Origin of the sequence: Neorhizobium fuzhouense (genome assembly GCF_042611105.1) — a bacterium.
In the GTDB taxonomy this organism is placed as follows: domain Bacteria; phylum Pseudomonadota; class Alphaproteobacteria; order Rhizobiales; family Rhizobiaceae; genus Neorhizobium; species Neorhizobium galegae_A.
In genome coordinates this window covers 149,111-166,046 of the sequence record NZ_JBHFFP010000008.1, presented here as the reverse complement: position 1 = coordinate 166,046, position 16,936 = coordinate 149,111, and the positions used below count along the sequence as shown (strand labels likewise).

The window sequence follows — 16,936 nt, the reverse complement described above, 5'->3', positions numbered from 1 at the left end:
CTTTTCTTCAGGCTTTGCGATTGTCTCGCAGTGTTCAGGCGCGTCTTGCGACGAAATGGCCTGTCTCGATCTCCTCGTGAAGGAGAATGGCGGGTTCCTCGCCGACCTTGTGGACCGGGTTGGGAATGTCTCCTTCGATCAGCGCACCGCGACGTGCGCGGGTCGGATCGGCGACCGGCACGGCCGACAGAAGGCGGCGGGTGTAATCGTGCTGCGGGGTCTCGAACACCTGGGCGCGGCTGCCCATTTCCATGATCTGTCCGAGATAAAGCACCGCCACCCGATGACTGATCTCTTCCACCACGGCCATGTCATGGCTGATGAACAGATAGGAGAGGCCGCGTTCGGCCTGCAGATCCATGAACAGCGCGATGATCTGCGCCTGGATCGACACATCGAGCGCCGAGAGCGCCTCATCGGCGATGATCAGCTTCGGATCGCCCGCCAGAGCGCGGGCAATGGCAACGCGCTGGCGCTGGCCGCCGGAAAATTCGTGCGGGTAGCGGTCTGCATGGGCCGAGGTGAGGCCCACCCGCTCCAGAAGCTCATCAACACGGCGGCGCACGGCCTTGCCGGAGAGAATGGCATGAGTGTGGATCGGCTCGGCAATCGAAAAACCCACTGTCTTTCGCGGATCGAGCGAGGCAAACGGATCCTGAAAGATGTATTGCACATCGCGGCGCAGGTGAAACCGTTCCGCCGCCGACATTTTCGACAAGAGCTTGCCCTGAAAGGCGATGTCGCCCGAGCGGCTCGTCTGCAATTGCTGGATGGTGCGTCCGATCGTCGATTTGCCCGAGCCGCTTTCACCGACCAGCGCCAGCGTTTCGCCGGGATGGATGTCGAAGCTGACCTTGGATACCGCGCTCAGCCGGTGCGTGACCGTGCCGAAGAGGGTGCGGCGGATATCGAAGGTGACGGAGAGGTCCTTTACCGTGAGCAGCGGCTTTTCGTCGTAGCGGGCCGTGTCCTGTACGCGCTCTTCGCCGACCAGAACCGGTGCGCCATCCTGGAGGACGGTGAGCGGCATGCGCTTCGGAAACGGCTCGCCCGCCATGCTGCCGAGACGGGGCACGGCGGCCAGCAGCGTGCGCGTATAGGGATGCTTCGGGTTGGCGAAGATCTCGGCAACGGGGCCTTCCTCAACCTTTTTGCCCTTCCACATGACAACGACGTCATCAGCCATTTCCGCCACCACACCCATGTCATGGGTGATGAAGATCATGCCCATGCCAAGCTCGGCCTGCAGATCGCGCAGGATGGTGAGGATCTGTGCCTGGATGGTGACATCGAGCGCCGTCGTCGGCTCGTCGGCAATCAGCAGCTTTGGCCGGCAGGCAAGCGCCATGGCAATCATCACCCGCTGGCGCATGCCGCCGGAGAGCTGATGCGGATAGCGCTTCAGCAGCGTGGCCGAATCCGGCAGGCGCACCATGTCGAGCAGGCGGCGCGCTTCGGCCTCCGCCTCTGCCTTGCCGATGTTTTCATGCAGCAGCAGCACTTCGCAGATCTGGTCGCCGATGGTGAAGACCGGGTTGAGCGAGGTCATCGGCTCCTGGAAGATCATGGCGATCTCCTTGCCTCGAATGCTACGCATCGCCTTTTGCGACAGGGTGAGAATATCCTGCCCGCCAAACCGGATGCGCCCTTGCGCAAATTTCGCCCCCATCATGTCGGCAAGCCGCATGACGGAGAGCGATGTGACCGATTTGCCTGAGCCGGATTCGCCAACGACCGCCACCGTGCGGCCGGGCGCCACGGAAAAGGAGAGATCATCCACCACCCGGTTGCCGGAAAATTCGACGCTGAGGTTTTCTATCGCAATCAGCGGCGTCGCTGCGGTCTCGTTCATCGGTGTCATGTCAGCGCCTCCGGCTGGACGTCAGCCATGGGGGTGGAAGAAGAAGCGGGCGGCCGGATATGGCCGAGAACGGCACCGGCCTGCTGGAAGGACCCGGCGGCGGCAGAGATGGAGAGAATGCCGGCCTGAGGGGCGGAGACGGCCGTCTCCATCTTCATCGCATCCATCATGGCAACCACCGTTCCCTTTTCCACCGCCTGCCCGTCAGACACGGTCCAGTGCACGAGATTGCCGGGCACGGGGGCGAGAAGCGCCGTCTCGTCGGGCCGGGCCGATGCAGGCTTTGCGGCCGTTGCAACACCCCCTCCCCCGAAGCGCGCAAGCAAGCTCTGAGGCAGGCGAAGCGCCACCCGCTTGCCGTCGATCTCGACATGCCCGGAGAGCATGGCCTCCTCGTCCTGCGGTTCCGGCCGGTGCTGGGTTTCCAGTTCACTGGCAAAATCGGTCTCGATCCAGCGGGTGTGAACGTTGAACGCGCTGCCGGCAAAATCCGGATGGGCAAGCACTGCGCGGTGGAAGGGCAGAACGGAGGGCACGCCGTCGATCTGAAACTCGGCCAGCGCCCGGCGCGCACGCGCAATCGCCGTGGCGCGATCCGGCCCCCAGACGATGAGTTTTGCCACCAGCGAATCGAACATCGGAGCGACATCGGATCCGCTTGCAACGCCGGCATCCAGCCGCACGCCGGGGCCGGAGGGGGGGCTAAACACCTTGATCTTTCCGGCAAAGGGCAGGAAGCCGCGGGCAGGATCCTCGATATTGATGCGAAACTCGATGGCGTGGCCGCGCGGCTCCGGCATCTGCGTCGCCGTCAGCGGCTCACCCTCTGCAATCCGGAACTGTTCGATGACGAGATCGAGCCCCGTCGTCTCCTCGCTCACCGGATGCTCCACCTGCAGCCGCGTGTTGACTTCGAGGAAGGAGATGAGGCCATCGGCGCTCAAGAGGAATTCCACGGTGCCCGCGCCGACATAACCGGCCGCCTTGCAGATATCGTGCGCGGCGGTGTGGATGAGGTGGCGCTGCTCCGGCGACAGGAAGGGTGCCGGCGCTTCTTCCACCAGTTTCTGGTTGCGCCGTTGCAGCGAGCAATCGCGCGTGCCGACGACCAGGACCGAGCCGTGCCTGTCTGCCAGCACCTGCGCCTCGATATGGCGCGGGCGGTCGAGGAACTGTTCGACATAGCATTCGCCACGCCCGAATGCGGTCAGCGCCTCGCGGGTAGCGGAGTTGAACAGGTCTTCCACCTCGTCCAGATGGCGGGCGATCTTCATGCCGCGCCCGCCGCCGCCATGGGCGGCCTTTATGGCAATTGGCAGGCCGAATTCTCTGGCAAAGGCCAGCGCTTCAACTGAGCTTGAGATCGCTCCATCGCTGCCGGCCACCAGCGGCGCGCCGACCTTTCGGGCAATCTCGCGCGCCTTCAGCTTGTCGCCGAGCGCCTCGATGACATCCGGGTCGGGTCCGATCCAGGTGAGGCCGGCGGCCATGACAGCGCTGGCAAAGCCGGCATTTTCCGACAGGAACCCATAGCCCGGATGCACCGCATCGGCGCCGGCACGTTTGGCAATGGCGATCAGCTTGTCGATGTCGAGATAGCTGTCTTTCGGGCTGTTGCCGTCGAGCGCATAAGCCTCGTCGGCCAGCGTCACGAAAAGCGCATCGGCATCGACATCGGCATAAACGGCGACGCTTGTCAGCCCGTAATCGCGGCAGGCCCGGATGATGCGCACGGCGATTTCACCGCGATTGGCAATCAGCACCTTTTTCATCACGGCTGTCCTTGCAGGAAATGGGGAGCAAAGGGGGCGGCAGCGCGAAAGCGGATGCGCGCGCCAGGCGGGATCTGGCCGGCAAGATCCAGATGATGGCCGGCCACATTGCCGATCACGGGATAGCCGCCGGTCAGTGGATGATCGACGAGGAAGAGCACCGGCTGGCCGCTCGCCGGCACCTGGATGGCGCCGCGCAGCGTTGCCTCGCTCGGCAGTTCGCCGGTCACCTTGCGCTCCAGCGCCTCGCCTTCAAGACGGATGCCGACGCGGCTCGATTGCGCCGATACAGCCCATTCCTGCGACAGGAAGCGCGTAACAGAGGCTTCAGTGAACCAGTCGGTCCGTGGCCCGAACACGATATCGAGCGTGACCACCTCGCCCGCGCGCGGCATGACGAAGGCAGGGGTTTCGGCAAGGGCAACGGGGCTGCCGGATGGGGCATTGGCAATGGCGACCACCTCGCCTGCCTTCAAGGGTTCAGGACCGATCTGCGCCAGCATGTCGGTCGATCGGCTGGCAAGAACCGGGGCGATATCGAAGCCGCCGCGCAGGGCAAGATAGGCGCGAAGGCCGACGGTGGCGCTCGAGAGGGTGACGCTGTCGCCCTCCTCCAGCGCCACGGCGGCGTGATGCGGTGCCTTGATGACACCGCCGGCGGCCGTGGTGATGGTGATCTCCACCAGGGCGCCAGCAACGGCCATGACACCCTGCCCGCGCATGCGGAAGGAAAAGCCACCAAGCGTGATTTCAAGCGCCGCGGTCTCTGCCGGATTGCCGACGAGACGGTTTGCCGCCTTGAGGCTTTCCCGGTCGGCAGCGCCGGAGCGGCTGATGCCCTGGGCGACGAGCCCCGCGCGGCCAAGATCCTGAAACAGAACCGGAAGCCCGACGCTCAGAACTTCGATGGCGTTCCCGGGCTGGGCACCCGGCGCTGTCGCGCGCTTCGAGAACGAAGTTTCGCGCCCGTCCCCCTGGACGGCGTAGGCGGCGTCCTTCGCCATATCGACGAAACGCACCCGCTGGCCCGGCTGCAGGAGTGCCGCCGGCTGGCGGTCGATATCGAAGAGGGCAAGCGGCGTGGTGCCGATCAGCTGCCATCCGCCCGGGCTTGCCTTCGGATAGATGCCGCTGAAGGCACCGGCGAGCCCCACCGAGCCTGCCGGCACCAGCGTGCGCGGCGATTTCCGGCGCGGCACGACAAGGCGCGGATCGCCCTCGGCAAGATAGGCAAAGCCCGGCGCAAAACCGGTAAATGCCACCAGATAGTCATGACCCGTATGCCGGCGCACGACCTCCTCGGGAGACATGTTCAAAACCTCTGCGACGTCCGAGAGATCCTCGCCGTCATAGCGCACCGGGATCTCGATGCAGGCGCCTGCTTGGGAAGCTGTCTCGGCCGTGTCGAGCCCGCGGAGGGTGGTTGCAAGGGTTTCAAGTGACAGCAGGGCCGGATCGAACTCGATCATCACCGTGCGGGCTGCCGGAATGATCTCGCGGATGCCGGCCAGGTTTTGACGGCAAAGCGCATCGTAAAGCGCAAGCGTCTGCTTCAGATCGGCAAGCTCCAGCAGCACCGCGCCATGGCGCATCGGCAGGATGCGCCATGCGCCCACGCTCTCCGCTGACGTTTCCAGGGCCGGACACACGCTCATGCGGCATCCGCAAAGGCGGCAATGGCAAGACCTGCCTCGGTCAGACGAAGCCGAAGACGGCGCGCGATCTCGACCGCGCCGGGGCTGTCGCCATGGACGCAGATGCTGTCGGCCTCAATGGTGGTCAGCGTTCCATCAATGGAGAGGATCGTGCCGTCGCGCACCAGAGCGATCATCCGCTCGGCCACCTCTTCGGGATCGTGCAGCACGGCACCGGGCAGGCGACGCGACAGCAGCTGGCCATCTGCCGTATAGGCGCGGTCGGCAAAGGCTTCCGCGACGACCCGGAGGCCGGCCGCCCGCGCCTGCTCGACGAGCGGCGAACCGGCAAGCGCCATCAGAACGAGATCCGGGTTGACCGCCTTGATGGCGGTGATCACGTCTTCCGCCTGACGGGCATCCACGGCGATGGTGTTGTAGAGCGCGCCATGCGGCTTCACATAGGTGACGCGGGTGCCGGCAGCGCGTGCAAGTCCCTGCAGCGCGCCGATCTGGTAGATCACGTCGCCGACCAGCTCTTCGCTTGAGGGATCCATGTTGCGGCGGCCAAAGCCTGCCAGATCCCGATAGCCGACATGGGCGCCGATGGCGACTTGGCGGGCGGCCGCTGCCTTCACGGTCTTCAGGATGCCGGCCGGATCGCCGGCGTGAAAGCCGCAGGCAATATTAGCGCTCGTTACCACGTCCAGCATGGCCGCATCGTCGCCCATCGTCCAGGCCCCGAAACTCTCGCCGAGATCGCTGTTGAGATCGATTGTGCGCATGTGAAGCTCCCCCGGGCCAAGACCAGGGAACGCTAGCAAAGGAGAACAATCATGTCCATAGTGTTGAACAATATTTACACATTGCCCTACATGTAATCAAATGCCATTCTGTTGTGCAGTGCATCACAAGGCGCAGGCGCTTTCCTGTTGATGTGGCCTCCCGTTCGCGCCTATGGCTGTGGAACATGCCGATTCCAGCAGGCGGAAGAGCCTGGCGGGGATAGACGGGGACGGGGCAGTTGAAGACGGACCAGGGCAGCGCAAGTCAGGTCAGGGCGGATCGGGACGAGATGAAAATACTCAACGCGGCACACAACGCGGCAAATGAGGCGCAATCGACCATTGTCCAGACGCTTGCCGAAACGGTGGCGGACCGGATCCGTGAACAGGTGGTGTCCGGCCGCCTGACGCCCGGCAGCCACCTGTCGGAACTGGCGCTCAGCGAAGAAATGCAGGTGTCGCGCAACACGCTTCGCGAGGTGTTTCGCCTGCTGACCAAAGAGGGGCTTCTGCGCCACGAGGCCAATCGCGGCGTCTTCGTCGCCACCCCCAGCATGGCAACGATCATGGACATCTACCGGGTGCGCCGGATGATCGAATGTCCGGCCCTTTCACAGGCGCATCCCAGCCACCCGAGCGCCAAGAAGATGCGCGCCGCTGTCGATGCGGCCCGAACCTGCCGCAGCACGCAAGACTGGCTCGGTGTCGGCAGCGCCGACATCGCCTTTCATGCCGCCGTGGTGGAACTGGCCGACAGCCCGCGCCTGTCGGCCTTCTTCTTCGAAGTCTCGCTGGAACTGCGCCTCGTCTTCGGCCTCTTGCGCGATCCCGAATTCCTGCACGCCCCCTTCATTGACCAGAACCTGAAGATCCTCACAGAATTCGAGGAGGGACAGGCGGCAAAGGCCGCAGACAGCATGGAGACCTATCTCAACCAGGCCGAACGGTTCATCCTCGGCGCCTATGGCAGGCTTGCGCCCCGCAGCAGCTGAGCAACGGCTTCATGCGAACTCACAACGGACCATGAGCCGGGCAGCTGCAAGACAATGGGAGACCGCACCTTTTGCGGGGAAACAGGCTTGCCAAGCATGCTGCGCTGCGGCATCACTTCTCTATGCGAGCCCCCGACCTCACCATTCTTGTGATCGATGAAAATGCCGTGCGCGCGGCCATCATCGAGGAAGGCTTGCGCGAGGCGGGGCATCTGCGCGTCACCGTCGCCCATGAGATGACCGGCATTGCCCGTACCATCGAGACGCTGTCGCCCGATGTGATCATCATCGATATCGAAAACCCCAATCGCGACATGATGGAACACCTGTTCCAGCTGACGCGCACCGTCTCGCGCCCGATCGCCATGTTTGTCGATCGCTCCGATACGGCCTCCATCGAGGCGGCAGTGGATGCGGGCGTGTCTGCCTATATCGTCGACGGGCTGCGCAAGGAGCGAGTGAAGCCCATCCTCGACATGGCCGTCAGCCGTTTCAACGCCTTCAGCCGCCTGCAGCGGGAACTGGCCGAAGCGCGCAGCCAGCTCGGCGAGCGCAAGGTGATCGAGCGTGCCAAGGGTATCCTGATGAAGATGCGTGGCCTGTCGGAAGAAGAAGCATTTGCGCTTCTGCGCCAGACGGCGATGAACGAGAAGAAGAAACTGGCCGACATCGCCCAGAGCGTGGTGACGGCAGCGGGGTTGCTGCTGTGATTGAACGATCGGGACATGCGGGAGCGGGTGACATGGCAACGAAGGTGGAAGACATCGGCGCACCGGCTGGCCCGGCCATCCTTGCCGGGCGCGAGCAGCGCGTGCTGCGCGCCGGCTTCATTCCGCTGATGGATGCCTCCATCCTGATTGCCGCGCTCGAGACGGGTCTTGCCGAACGTGAAGGACTGACGCTCGATCTGGTGCGCGATGTCTCCTGGGCCAATGTGCGCGACCGGCTGGCCTTTCGCCAGTTCGACATCGCCCATATGCTCTCGCCCATGCCGGTTGCCTCCATGCTGGGCCTCGGCTCCAACCCCTCGCCCACCATCACGCCGTTTTCGCTGGGGCGCGGCGGCAATGCGATCACGCTCTCCACCCGGCTCTTCTCCCGCATGCAGGCGCTGACCGGGCTTGGCGAGCAGGCCTCGGCGCTGGAAAATGCGCGGGCGCTTTCCGCCGTCGTTCAGGATATGCGCGAGCGGCGCGAACAGCCGCCGACGCTTGGCATGACCTATCCCTTCTCCTCGCACAATTACGAATTTCGTTATTGGCTGGCGGCCGGCGGCATCGATCCGGATCGCGACGTGAAGCTGGTCGTGGTTCCCCCTCCCCTCACCTCCGATGCACTGGCCGCAGGCGCCATCGACGGCTTCTGCGTCGGCGCGCCGTGGAACATGGTGGCCTGCGAGCGTGGTGTTGGGCGCATCGTCGCGGCCAAACAGGATATCTGGCCCTCGGCACCGGAAAAGGTCATCGGCATGCGGCCCGACTGGGCCGAGGCGAATGCAGACACCGTATCGCGGCTGATCGTGGCGCTCGATGCCGCCGCACGCTGGTGCGACGACGCCGATAACCACGACACACTCGCCGACATGCTGGCGGGGCCGCGGTATATTGCAGCCTCCAAGGACATCATCCGCCATGTGCTCGCCGGCGAGTTCAGCCTGGATGCCAAGGGCAACCGCCGGGTGATCCCCGATTACTTCCAGTTCCACCGGCAAAGCGCCAACCTGCCGCGCGAAAACCAGGCGCTGTGGATTTTCAGCCAGATGATCCGCTGGGGCCAGACCGGCTATGGCGAGCAAGCGCTTGCCAAGGCAAAAAGCGCGTTTCGCCCGGATCTCTATCGCTCGGCGCTCGGAGCTGATGCTGCGCCGGTTGATGGCGGCGAAGGTCTTGAGGGTGTCGCGGACAACGACCGTTTCATGGACGGTCATGTTTTCGATCCGGCGCGAATGCAGGAATACGTCGCGGGCTTTGCCGTGAAAAGCGGCGGAGCTGCGGGGAGTGATCCGCAGGATTTTTGAGGGTCGACGTCGCACCTGCGGTTCACCCCCCTCTGTCCTGCCGGACATCTCCCCCACACGGGGGGAGATCAGCTGGAAACGGGGGTCTCGATCCCCAGACACCAAAGTGTCTGCCGAACAGGCAGCAATCCGCGTTTCGGCGCCCGCCCAACCGGCGGCGGCAAGACGTGTACATTGGGACTGCGGCATAAACCCCGCGCTGATCTCCCCCATGTGCAAGGGCTATCGCATATGGAGAAAGTCCCCTCCCAAACCCTCCCCACAAGGGGGAGGGCTTAACCCGGCCGCACCGTTTGATGCTGGGAACGGGACGCTTGTCACGTCGGTTCTCCCCCCTTGAGTGGGAGATGTCCGGGAGGACAGAGGGGGGGTAGACGGCACATGCGGCGCCCCTGCCCAATAGTGACTGCGGCGTGAACCCAGTCTGATCTCCCCCCTTGTGGGGGAGATGCCCGGCAGGGCAGAGGGGGTAAAACGGCACATGCAACGTCACCAGCCCCGCTCGCCACTCGCCCAAATCCATCTGCGCCGCCCCTCCCACTGCCCATTTCCCGTGCGGCATGTTTTAGGCAATTGCAGCATGTGCCCGCAATTTATGCAGGCCTGACGCGCATGCTGCAGCAGATAGTCGAGGCATATTCTCCACAAGAACAAGCTCTTTCAGCCACATAGCCCGCGCCCGATGCAACTGGCACGGCCTTTGCATTTCTAAACGCATCCGGTCAACGGCGACCGGAGACAAAGAGCGCCTATACCGCGTTCACCAGAGACACCGACGTCGCTTGGTTTTTGCAACCCATGGGATTTTGCCCGTGGCGCGCATCATACCGGGCGGCGTTTTTTGTTTTTCCGCATCTCCGTCACCAAAAAAGGGGAACAGCATATGACGAAGACGACAGGCGCAGGCTTTAGCCGCCGCGGAATTTTGAAGACGACCGCAGCCGCAGGCTTGATCGGCGCGGTCCGCATGGCCTTTCCCTCCGGTGCCTTTGCCGCAGGAGCCGGCCCGGAAGTGAAGGGCGTCAAGCTCGGCTTTATCGCGCTGACCGATGCGGCACCCTTGATCATCGCGCAGGAAAAGGGCCTGTTTGCCAAGCATGGCATGCCGGATGTCGAAGTGCTGAAGCAGGCCTCCTGGGGGGCGACGCGCGACAATCTCGTGCTCGGCGGCGCCGCCAACGGCATCGATGGCGCCCATATCCTGACGCCCCTGCCCTATCTGATGTCCACCGGCAAGGTGACGCAGAACAATGTCGCCGTGCCGATGTCGATCCTGGCCCGCCTCAACCTCGACAGCCAGGGCATTTCGGTTGCCAAGGAATATGCATCGACCGGCGTGCAGCTGGATGCCTCCAAGCTGAAGGCGGCCTTTGCCGCCAAGAAGGCCGCCGGCAACGAAATCAAGGTGGCGATGACCTTCCCGGGCGGCACGCATGATCTCTGGATCCGCTATTGGCTCGCCGCCGGCGGCATCGATCCGGACAAGGACGTCTCCACCATCGTCGTGCCGCCGCCGCAGATGGTAGCGAACATGAAGGTTGGCAACATGGATGCCTTCTGTGTGGGCGAGCCGTGGAACGAGCAACTGGTCAACCAGGGCATCGGCTTTACCGCCTGCACCACCGGCGAGCTGTGGAAGGGCCATCCGGAAAAGGCGCTCGGACTGCGCTCGGACTGGATCGAGAAGAACCCGAATGCCGCCCGCGCCCTGATGATGGCCGTGATGGAAGCCCAGATCTGGGCCGACAGCATGGACAACAAGGAAGAAATGGCCGCCATCCTGGGCAAGCGCCAGTGGTTCAACGTGCCGCCGAAGGATGTGGCCGGGCGCCTGAAGGGCACCATCAATTACGGCAATGACCGTGTAGTGGAAAAGTCCGGTCTCGAGATGAAGTTCTGGAAGGACCATGCCTCCTATCCCTTCAAGAGCCACGACGCCTGGTTCCTCACCGAAAACATCCGCTGGGGCAAGTTCGCGCCGGATACCGACATCAAGGCGCTGGTCGACAAGGTGAACCGCGAAGACATCTGGCGCGCCGCCGCCAAGGATCTCGGTGTCGCTGCCGCCGACATCCCGGCCAGTTCCTCGCGCGGGAAGGAAACCTTCTTCGACGGCAAGGTTTTCGATCCGGAAAATCCGAAAGCGTATCTCGACAGCCTTTCGATCAAGGCAAGCGCCTGAGGCTGCCCCTCACCAGGCTGCCGCCCTTCTAAGGAGACCCCCTCTGGCCTGCCGGCCATCTCCCCCACAAGGGGGGAGACCCAACGCGGCAGGTGTTCGGTTCCTGCCGTAGAGCGGGCGCCGGGTTAAGCCCTCCCCCTTGTGGGGAGGGTTTGGGAGGGGCGTTCCTGCCCGATGCAAAACCCCTTCTCCCCGCATGCGGGGAGAAGGTCCCGGCAGGGGGATGAGGGGCGTCCCTGTGCTCTCTGCCTTCGGTCGGCAACTCCGGCAGCGTATGCGGGGCGCCCGAACCCCGTGACCTGTGATTGATCCTGATAACTGCGCCCGAGAGGACCACACAATGACCGCAACAGCCCGCAAGGCCGAGACTGAGATGACGGCGAAGACCATCGCAAAGGCAACGGCCGGCACAAGCGGCACCGTCGTTGCGCTGTCGCGCCGTCCGGTGCCGAAACTCAACCTGAAGCCCTTAGCGATGGCGCTGCTGCGCAATGTCGTGCCGCCGCTCGTGGTGCTTCTGGCGCTGCTCGGCATCTGGCAGATTGCCTGTTCCGGCCCCGGCGCCAATCTTCCACCGCCGTCGCAGGTGTGGATCGACAGCTACGATCTCATCGCCTCCCCCTTCTTCAACAATGGCCCGCAGGATATCGGCCTTGCCTGGCGCGTGCTGATCTCGCTGGAGCGTGTGGCGATGGGCTTTGGTCTTGCAGCCGTGGCCGGCGTGCTTTTGGGCGCCGTCGTCGGGCAATCCGTCTGGGCGATGCGCGGGCTTGACCCGATCTTCCAGGTGCTGCGCACGGTACCGCCGCTCGCCTGGCTGCCGCTGTCGCTCGCCGCCTTCCAGAATTCCAATCCGTCGGCCATCTTCGTGATCTTCATCACCTCGATCTGGCCGGTCATCATCAACACCGCTGTCGGTGTCCGCAATATTCCCGATGACTATCGCAACATCGCCCGCGTGCTGCGCCTCAATCCGCTGGAATTTTTTGTCCGCATCATGGTGCCGGCGGCTGCCCCTTACATCTTCACCGGCCTTCGCATCGGGGTGGGCCTGTCGTGGCTTGCCATCGTTGCCGCCGAAATGCTGACTGGCGGCGTCGGCATCGGCTTCTTCATCTGGGATGCGTGGAATTCCTCGCGCCTCACCGACATCATCGTGGCGCTCGCCTATATCGGCGTCACCGGCTTTGTCCTCGACAAGCTGGTGGCTCTGATCGGCTCCGTCGTCACCCGCGGCACGGCCCGGAACTGAGGAGAGACCCCATGAGCGCCTATCTGAAAATCGATCACGTCGACAAGAGCTTCGAGCGGGCCGGCACGAAGACCGAAGTGCTGAAGGATATTTCGCTCACCATCGACAAGGGTGAGTTCGTCTCCATCATCGGCCATTCCGGCTGTGGCAAGTCCACGCTGTTGAACCTCATTGCCGGACTCACCCGCGTCTCGGCCGGCGCGGTGCTGCTTGACAATGCCGAGGTCAATTCCCCCGGCCCGGAACGCGCCGTGGTGTTCCAGAACCATTCCCTGCTGCCCTGGCTGACCGTCTATGAAAACGTCAATCTCGCCGTCTCCAAGGTTTTTGCCGGCAAGAAGACGCGCGCCGAAAAGCACGACTGGGTGATGCGCAATCTCGATCTCGTGCAGATGGCCCATGCCAAGGACAAGCGCCCGTCGGAAATCTCCGGCGGCATGAAACAGCGCGTCGGCATTGCGCGCGCGCTCGCCATGGAGCCAAAGATCCTGCTGCTCGATGAACCCTTTGGCGCACTCGATGCCTTGACCCGCGCCCATCTTCAGGATGCCGTGATGGAGATTCACTCGCGGCTCGGCAACACGATGATCATGATCACCCATGATGTGGACGAGGCCGTGCTCCTCTCTGATCGCATCGTGATGATGACCAATGGGCCGGCGGCCAGGATCGGCGAAGTGCTGGAGGTGCCGATCCCGCGCGGGCGCGACCGCATCGCGCTTGCCTCCGATCGCACCTACCTCAAATCCCGCGAAGCCGTGTTGAAGTTCCTCTACGAACGTCACCGCTTCGTGGAAGCCGCGGAGTGAGCACCATGACGCAGAAACTGGTTATCATCGGCAATGGCATGGCGCCGGGGCGCATGCTGGAAGAACTGTTCGAAAAGGCGCCCGGCCTTTTCGACGTGACGATCTTCAACGCCGAACCGCGCGTCAACTATGACCGCATCATGCTCTCGCCGGTGCTTTCAGGCGAAAAGGCATATGGGGACATCGTCATCCATGATGACGCGTGGTACGCAGCGCATGGCGTGACGCTGCACAAGGGCGCAAAAGTCACCGGCATCGACCGGCAGGCAAAAACCGTTACCTCCGCCAATGGCATCACGGTCGCTTACGACAAGCTGGTGATCGCCACCGGTTCGCTGCCCTTCATCATCCCGGTGCCCGGTCATCAACTGCCCGGCGTTCTCGCCTATCGCGATCTCGATGACGTGGAAAAGATGGTCGAGATTGCCTCGGCAAAAGGCCGTGCCATCGTCATCGGCGCCGGTCTTCTGGGGTTGGAGGCGGCTTACGGATTGAAGCGGCAGGGCATGGAGGTGACGGTCATTCACCTCAACCCGACGATTATGGAACGCCAGCTCGATCCGCCCGCCGCCTATCTCTTGGAAAAGGCGCTCTCCGAGCGCGGCATCGAGATCATCACCAAGGCGAATACCAAGCGGATTCTCGGAACGGAGAAGGTCGAGGGCATCGAGCTGGAAGACGGCCGGGTGATCTTCGGCGACATGGTGGTCATGGCCGTCGGCATCCGCCCGGCTTCAGGCCTTGCCAAGGAGGCGGGGCTTGCGGTCAACCGCGGCATCGTGGTGGACGATGGCATGATGACCTCGGATGCCTCGATTTTCGCGCTTGGCGAATGCGCCGAACATCGCGGCATCTGTTACGGGCTGGTGGCGCCGCTGTATGAAAGTGCGCGCGTGCTGGCCGACCGGCTAACGGGTGGTTCGGCCGAGTATCAGGGGTCGGTCGTCAACACCAAGCTCAAGGTCACCGGCATCAACCTGTTTTCCGCCGGTGATTTTGCCGAAGCGCCTGACCGCGAGGAAATCGTTCTGCGCGATGCCTCCGCCGGCATCTACAAGCGCCTCGTCCTGAAGGATAACCGCATCATTGGGGCGGTGCTCTACGGCGAGACGGCGGATGGCTCGTGGTTCTTCGATCTTCTGAAGAAGGGCACCGACATTTCCCAAATGCGCGACACCCTGATTTTTGGCCAGTCCTACCAGGGAGGGTCTCCGCTGGACCCTATGGCGGCCGTTGCAGCCTTGCCGGATGATGCGGAAATCTGCGGCTGCAACGGCGTCTGCAAGGGCAAGATCACAGGCGCGATTACGGGCAAAGGGCTTACGACGCTGGATGGCGTGCGCGCCCACACGAAAGCCTCCGCTTCCTGCGGCAATTGCACCGGCCTTGTCGAGCAGCTGATGGCGCTGACGCTGGGTGATGCCTATAACCCGGCTGCCGTCACGCCCATGTGTACCTGCACTGAGCTGGGCCATGACGAAGTGCGCCGGCTGATCAAGGCGAAGACCTTGAAAACCATTCCGGCCGTAATGCAGGAACTGGAGTGGAAAACCTCCTGCGGCTGCGCTAAATGCCGCCCGGCGCTCAACTACTACCTCGTGTCCGACTGGCCGGACGAATATGCCGACGATTACCAGTCGCGCTATATCAACGAGCGTGTCCACGCCAATATCCAGAAGGACGGCACCTATTCCGTCGTGCCGCGCATGTGGGGCGGGGTCACGAATGCTGCCGAACTGCGCGCCATCGCCGATGTCGTCGACAAGTTCGAAATCCCCATGGTGAAGGTCACCGGCGGCCAGCGCATCGATCTTCTCGGCATTGAGAAGGAAGACCTGCCGGCAGTCTGGGCCGATCTTGGCAAGGCCGGTTTCATCTCGGGTCAGGCCTATGCCAAGGGGTTGCGCACCGTCAAAACCTGCGTCGGGTCCGACTGGTGCCGGTTCGGCACGCAGGATTCGACCGGCCTTGGCATCCGCATCGAAAAGTTCATGTGGGGCTCGTGGACGCCGGCCAAGCTGAAGCTTGCGGTCTCGGGCTGTCCGCGCAACTGCGCCGAAGCCACCTGCAAGGATATCGGCGTCATCTGCGTGGATTCGGGCTTCGAGATCCATTTCGCCGGTGCCGCCGGTCTCGACATCAAGGGCACCGACGTTCTGGGGCTGGTGAAGACCGAGGACGAGGCGCTGGAGCATATCGTGGCGCTCACCCAGATGTACCGCGAACAGGGGCGTTATCTCGAGCGCATCTACAAATGGGCAAAGCGCATCGGCCATGACGAGATCCGCCGCCAGATCCTGCAGGATCCCGACCGCCGCCGCGCCTATTACGAGCGTTTCGTGTTTTCGCAGAAATTCGCGCAGGTGGACCCGTGGTCGGAACGCGTGTCCGGCAAGGACAAGCACGAGTTCAAGCCTATGGCGACCGTGGGCTATGGCGAGGCGGCGGAATAGGCAAAGCAATACCCTCTCTGGCCTGCCGGCCATCTCCCCCACGAGGGGGGAGACTCGTTGCAGCACCGCTTCGTTTTCCGCGTGACGGTTCGGCACTGTGAGCCCCTCCCCCTTGTGGGGAGGGGTTGGGGAGGGGACTTCAACCAGGAGAAGCATCGCATGACCTTCATCGACATCGGCCATATCGACGACATCCCCCTTCGCGGCGCGCGCTGCGTGAAAACACCAAACGGCAAGATCGCCGTGTTCCGCACCGCCGAAAACGAGGTCTTTGCCATCGAGGACCACTGCCCGCACAAGGGCGGGCCGCTCTCCCAGGGCATCGTCCACGGCAAGGCCGTCACCTGCCCGCTGCACAACTGGGTGATCTCGCTGGAAACCGGACAGGCGCAGGGAGCTGACGAAGGGGCGGTGAAAACCATTCCGTTGCGCAACCTCGACGGCCAGCTGTCGATCAGGCTGGAACAGCCGCTGATGGTGGCCGCGGAATGACGCGGATGCTGGCGCCGATGCGCCGTGGCGAAATTCTCGTCGGGCCGCCTGCCCTTCCCTACCCGCGGGTTTCGATTTCCTTGCGCGCGCAACTAGCCAGAAACGCCGAGCGGGTCAGGCCACGTCTGGCGGCTTCGGCATCAATTGCCTTCAACGTGCCGGCCTCGAATGTCACGTTGGCGCGCACCACGCGGCTGTCGTCTTCAATGAGCGGGATACGAATGAGCACAGCCCCGAGACCAAGCTCCGCGCGGATATCATCTCGCGCCAGCAGCACCTCTATCGGAGTGGGATCGGGAAGCGTCTCATCCTCAGCCCACAGACGCAGTGCTTCGACGGCATTGGAAACCAGATCGCTTTCCGCGTCTGCTGCCGAAAACACGCCGGGCAGATCCGGAAAGCTCACGCCGAAGGCGCTGTCGGCTTCTTTGTGGACGAGGGCAATGTAATGGCGCATCTGGTCTATCCTTCCTCGATCCAGCCGGCCTGGCGCGCGATGGAGCGGGCCGTGCCGAGCGGAAGATCCTTCTTCGGGTGCGGAACGATGACCGTCCGCTCAGCCTTGCGCAGCTTGTGGTGTGAGCCGCGCACCGACACGACGACAAATCCTTCGTCCTTGAGACGCTGGATGATCTTTCGGCTGTCGCGTTCGGTCATCGATCAACCCAGTGCGCAATTATATACACA

Annotated in this window: 14 protein-coding genes; 8 read left to right on the top strand and 6 right to left on the bottom strand. The window is 63.4% G+C overall.

Annotation, left to right across the window (positions count from 1 at the left end; translation table 11 throughout):
- Positions 1–34 precede the first annotated feature (34 nt).
- From ACEXP3_RS15695 to ACEXP3_RS15680, 4 genes are read right to left on the bottom strand one after another with little or no spacing between them, the layout of a single operon-like run.
- The gene (locus tag ACEXP3_RS15695) at positions 35–1,852 is read right to left on the bottom strand and encodes an ABC transporter ATP-binding protein (RefSeq protein WP_377298188.1); all 1,818 of its coding nucleotides are present in this window, start codon (positions 1,850–1,852) and stop codon (positions 35–37) included.
- A gap of 5 nt (positions 1,853–1,857) precedes the next feature.
- A complete protein-coding gene (locus tag ACEXP3_RS15690; protein WP_377298120.1) occupies positions 1,858–3,633 on the bottom strand; it encodes an acetyl/propionyl/methylcrotonyl-CoA carboxylase subunit alpha in 1,776 nt (591 codons plus the stop codon).
- Positions 3,633–5,288: a 5-oxoprolinase subunit PxpB gene (gene pxpB / locus ACEXP3_RS15685; RefSeq protein WP_377298119.1), complete on the bottom strand. Its 1,656-nt coding sequence runs from the start codon at positions 5,286–5,288 to the stop codon at positions 3,633–3,635. The genes ACEXP3_RS15690 and pxpB overlap by 1 nt, the downstream gene beginning before the upstream one ends.
- A complete protein-coding gene (locus ACEXP3_RS15680) occupies positions 5,285–6,052 on the bottom strand; it encodes a LamB/YcsF family protein (RefSeq protein WP_377298118.1) in 768 nt (255 codons plus the stop codon). The genes pxpB and ACEXP3_RS15680 overlap by 4 nt, the downstream gene beginning before the upstream one ends.
- A 290-nt stretch (positions 6,053–6,342) precedes the next feature.
- Between ACEXP3_RS15680 and ACEXP3_RS15675 the strand changes: the two genes are divergently transcribed.
- The 8 genes from ACEXP3_RS15675 (at position 6,343) to nirD (ending at position 16,249) form a co-directional block, all read left to right on the top strand.
- Positions 6,343–7,044, top strand: coding sequence for a GntR family transcriptional regulator (locus tag ACEXP3_RS15675; protein ID WP_210106141.1), 702 nt, complete (start codon positions 6,343–6,345; stop codon positions 7,042–7,044).
- Between the two features lie 122 nt (positions 7,045–7,166).
- Positions 7,167–7,754 carry an ANTAR domain-containing response regulator gene (locus ACEXP3_RS15670; protein WP_210106142.1) on the top strand — a complete coding sequence of 196 codons (588 nt, stop codon included), beginning with the start codon at positions 7,167–7,169 and terminating at the stop codon, positions 7,752–7,754.
- Between the two features lie 32 nt (positions 7,755–7,786).
- The gene (locus ACEXP3_RS15665) at positions 7,787–9,061 is read left to right on the top strand and encodes a CmpA/NrtA family ABC transporter substrate-binding protein (RefSeq protein ID WP_377298117.1); all 1,275 of its coding nucleotides are present in this window, start codon (positions 7,787–7,789) and stop codon (positions 9,059–9,061) included.
- 883 nt (positions 9,062–9,944) lie between these two features.
- Positions 9,945–11,243, top strand: a complete 1,299-nt coding sequence (locus tag ACEXP3_RS15660) for a CmpA/NrtA family ABC transporter substrate-binding protein (RefSeq protein WP_377298116.1) — start codon at positions 9,945–9,947, stop codon at positions 11,241–11,243.
- A 340-nt stretch (positions 11,244–11,583) separates the two neighbouring features.
- Positions 11,584–12,495 carry a nitrate ABC transporter permease gene (ntrB, locus tag ACEXP3_RS15655; RefSeq protein WP_377298115.1) on the top strand — a complete coding sequence of 304 codons (912 nt, stop codon included), beginning with the start codon at positions 11,584–11,586 and terminating at the stop codon, positions 12,493–12,495.
- Between the two features lie 11 nt (positions 12,496–12,506).
- Positions 12,507–13,304, top strand: a complete 798-nt coding sequence (locus ACEXP3_RS15650; protein ID WP_377298114.1) for an ABC transporter ATP-binding protein — start codon at positions 12,507–12,509, stop codon at positions 13,302–13,304.
- A 5-nt stretch (positions 13,305–13,309) separates the two neighbouring features.
- Positions 13,310–15,757: a nitrite reductase large subunit NirB gene (gene nirB, locus ACEXP3_RS15645; RefSeq protein ID WP_377298113.1), complete on the top strand. Its 2,448-nt coding sequence runs from the start codon at positions 13,310–13,312 to the stop codon at positions 15,755–15,757.
- A gap of 159 nt (positions 15,758–15,916) precedes the next feature.
- Complete coding sequence (gene nirD / locus ACEXP3_RS15640; RefSeq protein WP_377298112.1) at positions 15,917–16,249, top strand: nitrite reductase small subunit NirD; 333 nt, start codon at positions 15,917–15,919, stop codon at positions 16,247–16,249.
- A 58-nt stretch (positions 16,250–16,307) separates the two neighbouring features.
- On the opposite strand, the gene ACEXP3_RS15635 is transcribed toward nirD, so the two are convergent.
- Both ACEXP3_RS15635 and ACEXP3_RS15630 read right to left on the bottom strand, forming a co-directional pair.
- Positions 16,308–16,706: a type II toxin-antitoxin system HicB family antitoxin gene (locus ACEXP3_RS15635; protein ID WP_377298111.1), complete on the bottom strand. Its 399-nt coding sequence runs from the start codon at positions 16,704–16,706 to the stop codon at positions 16,308–16,310.
- A 5-nt stretch (positions 16,707–16,711) separates the two neighbouring features.
- Positions 16,712–16,906, bottom strand: a complete 195-nt coding sequence (locus ACEXP3_RS15630; protein ID WP_210106150.1) for a type II toxin-antitoxin system HicA family toxin — start codon at positions 16,904–16,906, stop codon at positions 16,712–16,714.
- Positions 16,907–16,936: the final 30 nt, after the last annotated feature.

What these genes read in the sequence shown, in the direction of transcription:
- ACEXP3_RS15695 (WP_377298188.1), bottom strand. Translation starts at nt 1,852, where the DNA reads ATGAACGAGACCGCAGCGACGCCGCTGATTGCGATAGAAAACCTCAGC.
- ACEXP3_RS15690 (WP_377298120.1), bottom strand. Translation starts at nt 3,633, where the DNA reads ATGAAAAAGGTGCTGATTGCCAATCGCGGTGAAATCGCCGTGCGCATC.
- pxpB (WP_377298119.1), bottom strand. Translation starts at nt 5,288, where the DNA reads ATGAGCGTGTGTCCGGCCCTGGAAACGTCAGCGGAGAGCGTGGGCGCA.
- ACEXP3_RS15680 (WP_377298118.1), bottom strand. Translation starts at nt 6,052, where the DNA reads ATGCGCACAATCGATCTCAACAGCGATCTCGGCGAGAGTTTCGGGGCC.
- ACEXP3_RS15675 (WP_210106141.1), top strand. Translation starts at nt 6,343, where the DNA reads ATGAAAATACTCAACGCGGCACACAACGCGGCAAATGAGGCGCAATCG.
- ACEXP3_RS15670 (WP_210106142.1), top strand. Translation starts at nt 7,167, where the DNA reads ATGCGAGCCCCCGACCTCACCATTCTTGTGATCGATGAAAATGCCGTG.
- ACEXP3_RS15665 (WP_377298117.1), top strand. Translation starts at nt 7,787, where the DNA reads ATGGCAACGAAGGTGGAAGACATCGGCGCACCGGCTGGCCCGGCCATC.
- ACEXP3_RS15660 (WP_377298116.1), top strand. Translation starts at nt 9,945, where the DNA reads ATGACGAAGACGACAGGCGCAGGCTTTAGCCGCCGCGGAATTTTGAAG.
- ntrB (WP_377298115.1), top strand. Translation starts at nt 11,584, where the DNA reads ATGACCGCAACAGCCCGCAAGGCCGAGACTGAGATGACGGCGAAGACC.
- ACEXP3_RS15650 (WP_377298114.1), top strand. Translation starts at nt 12,507, where the DNA reads ATGAGCGCCTATCTGAAAATCGATCACGTCGACAAGAGCTTCGAGCGG.
- nirB (WP_377298113.1), top strand. Translation starts at nt 13,310, where the DNA reads ATGACGCAGAAACTGGTTATCATCGGCAATGGCATGGCGCCGGGGCGC.
- nirD (WP_377298112.1), top strand. Translation starts at nt 15,917, where the DNA reads ATGACCTTCATCGACATCGGCCATATCGACGACATCCCCCTTCGCGGC.
- ACEXP3_RS15635 (WP_377298111.1), bottom strand. Translation starts at nt 16,706, where the DNA reads ATGCGCCATTACATTGCCCTCGTCCACAAAGAAGCCGACAGCGCCTTC.
- ACEXP3_RS15630 (WP_210106150.1), bottom strand. Translation starts at nt 16,906, where the DNA reads ATGACCGAACGCGACAGCCGAAAGATCATCCAGCGTCTCAAGGACGAA.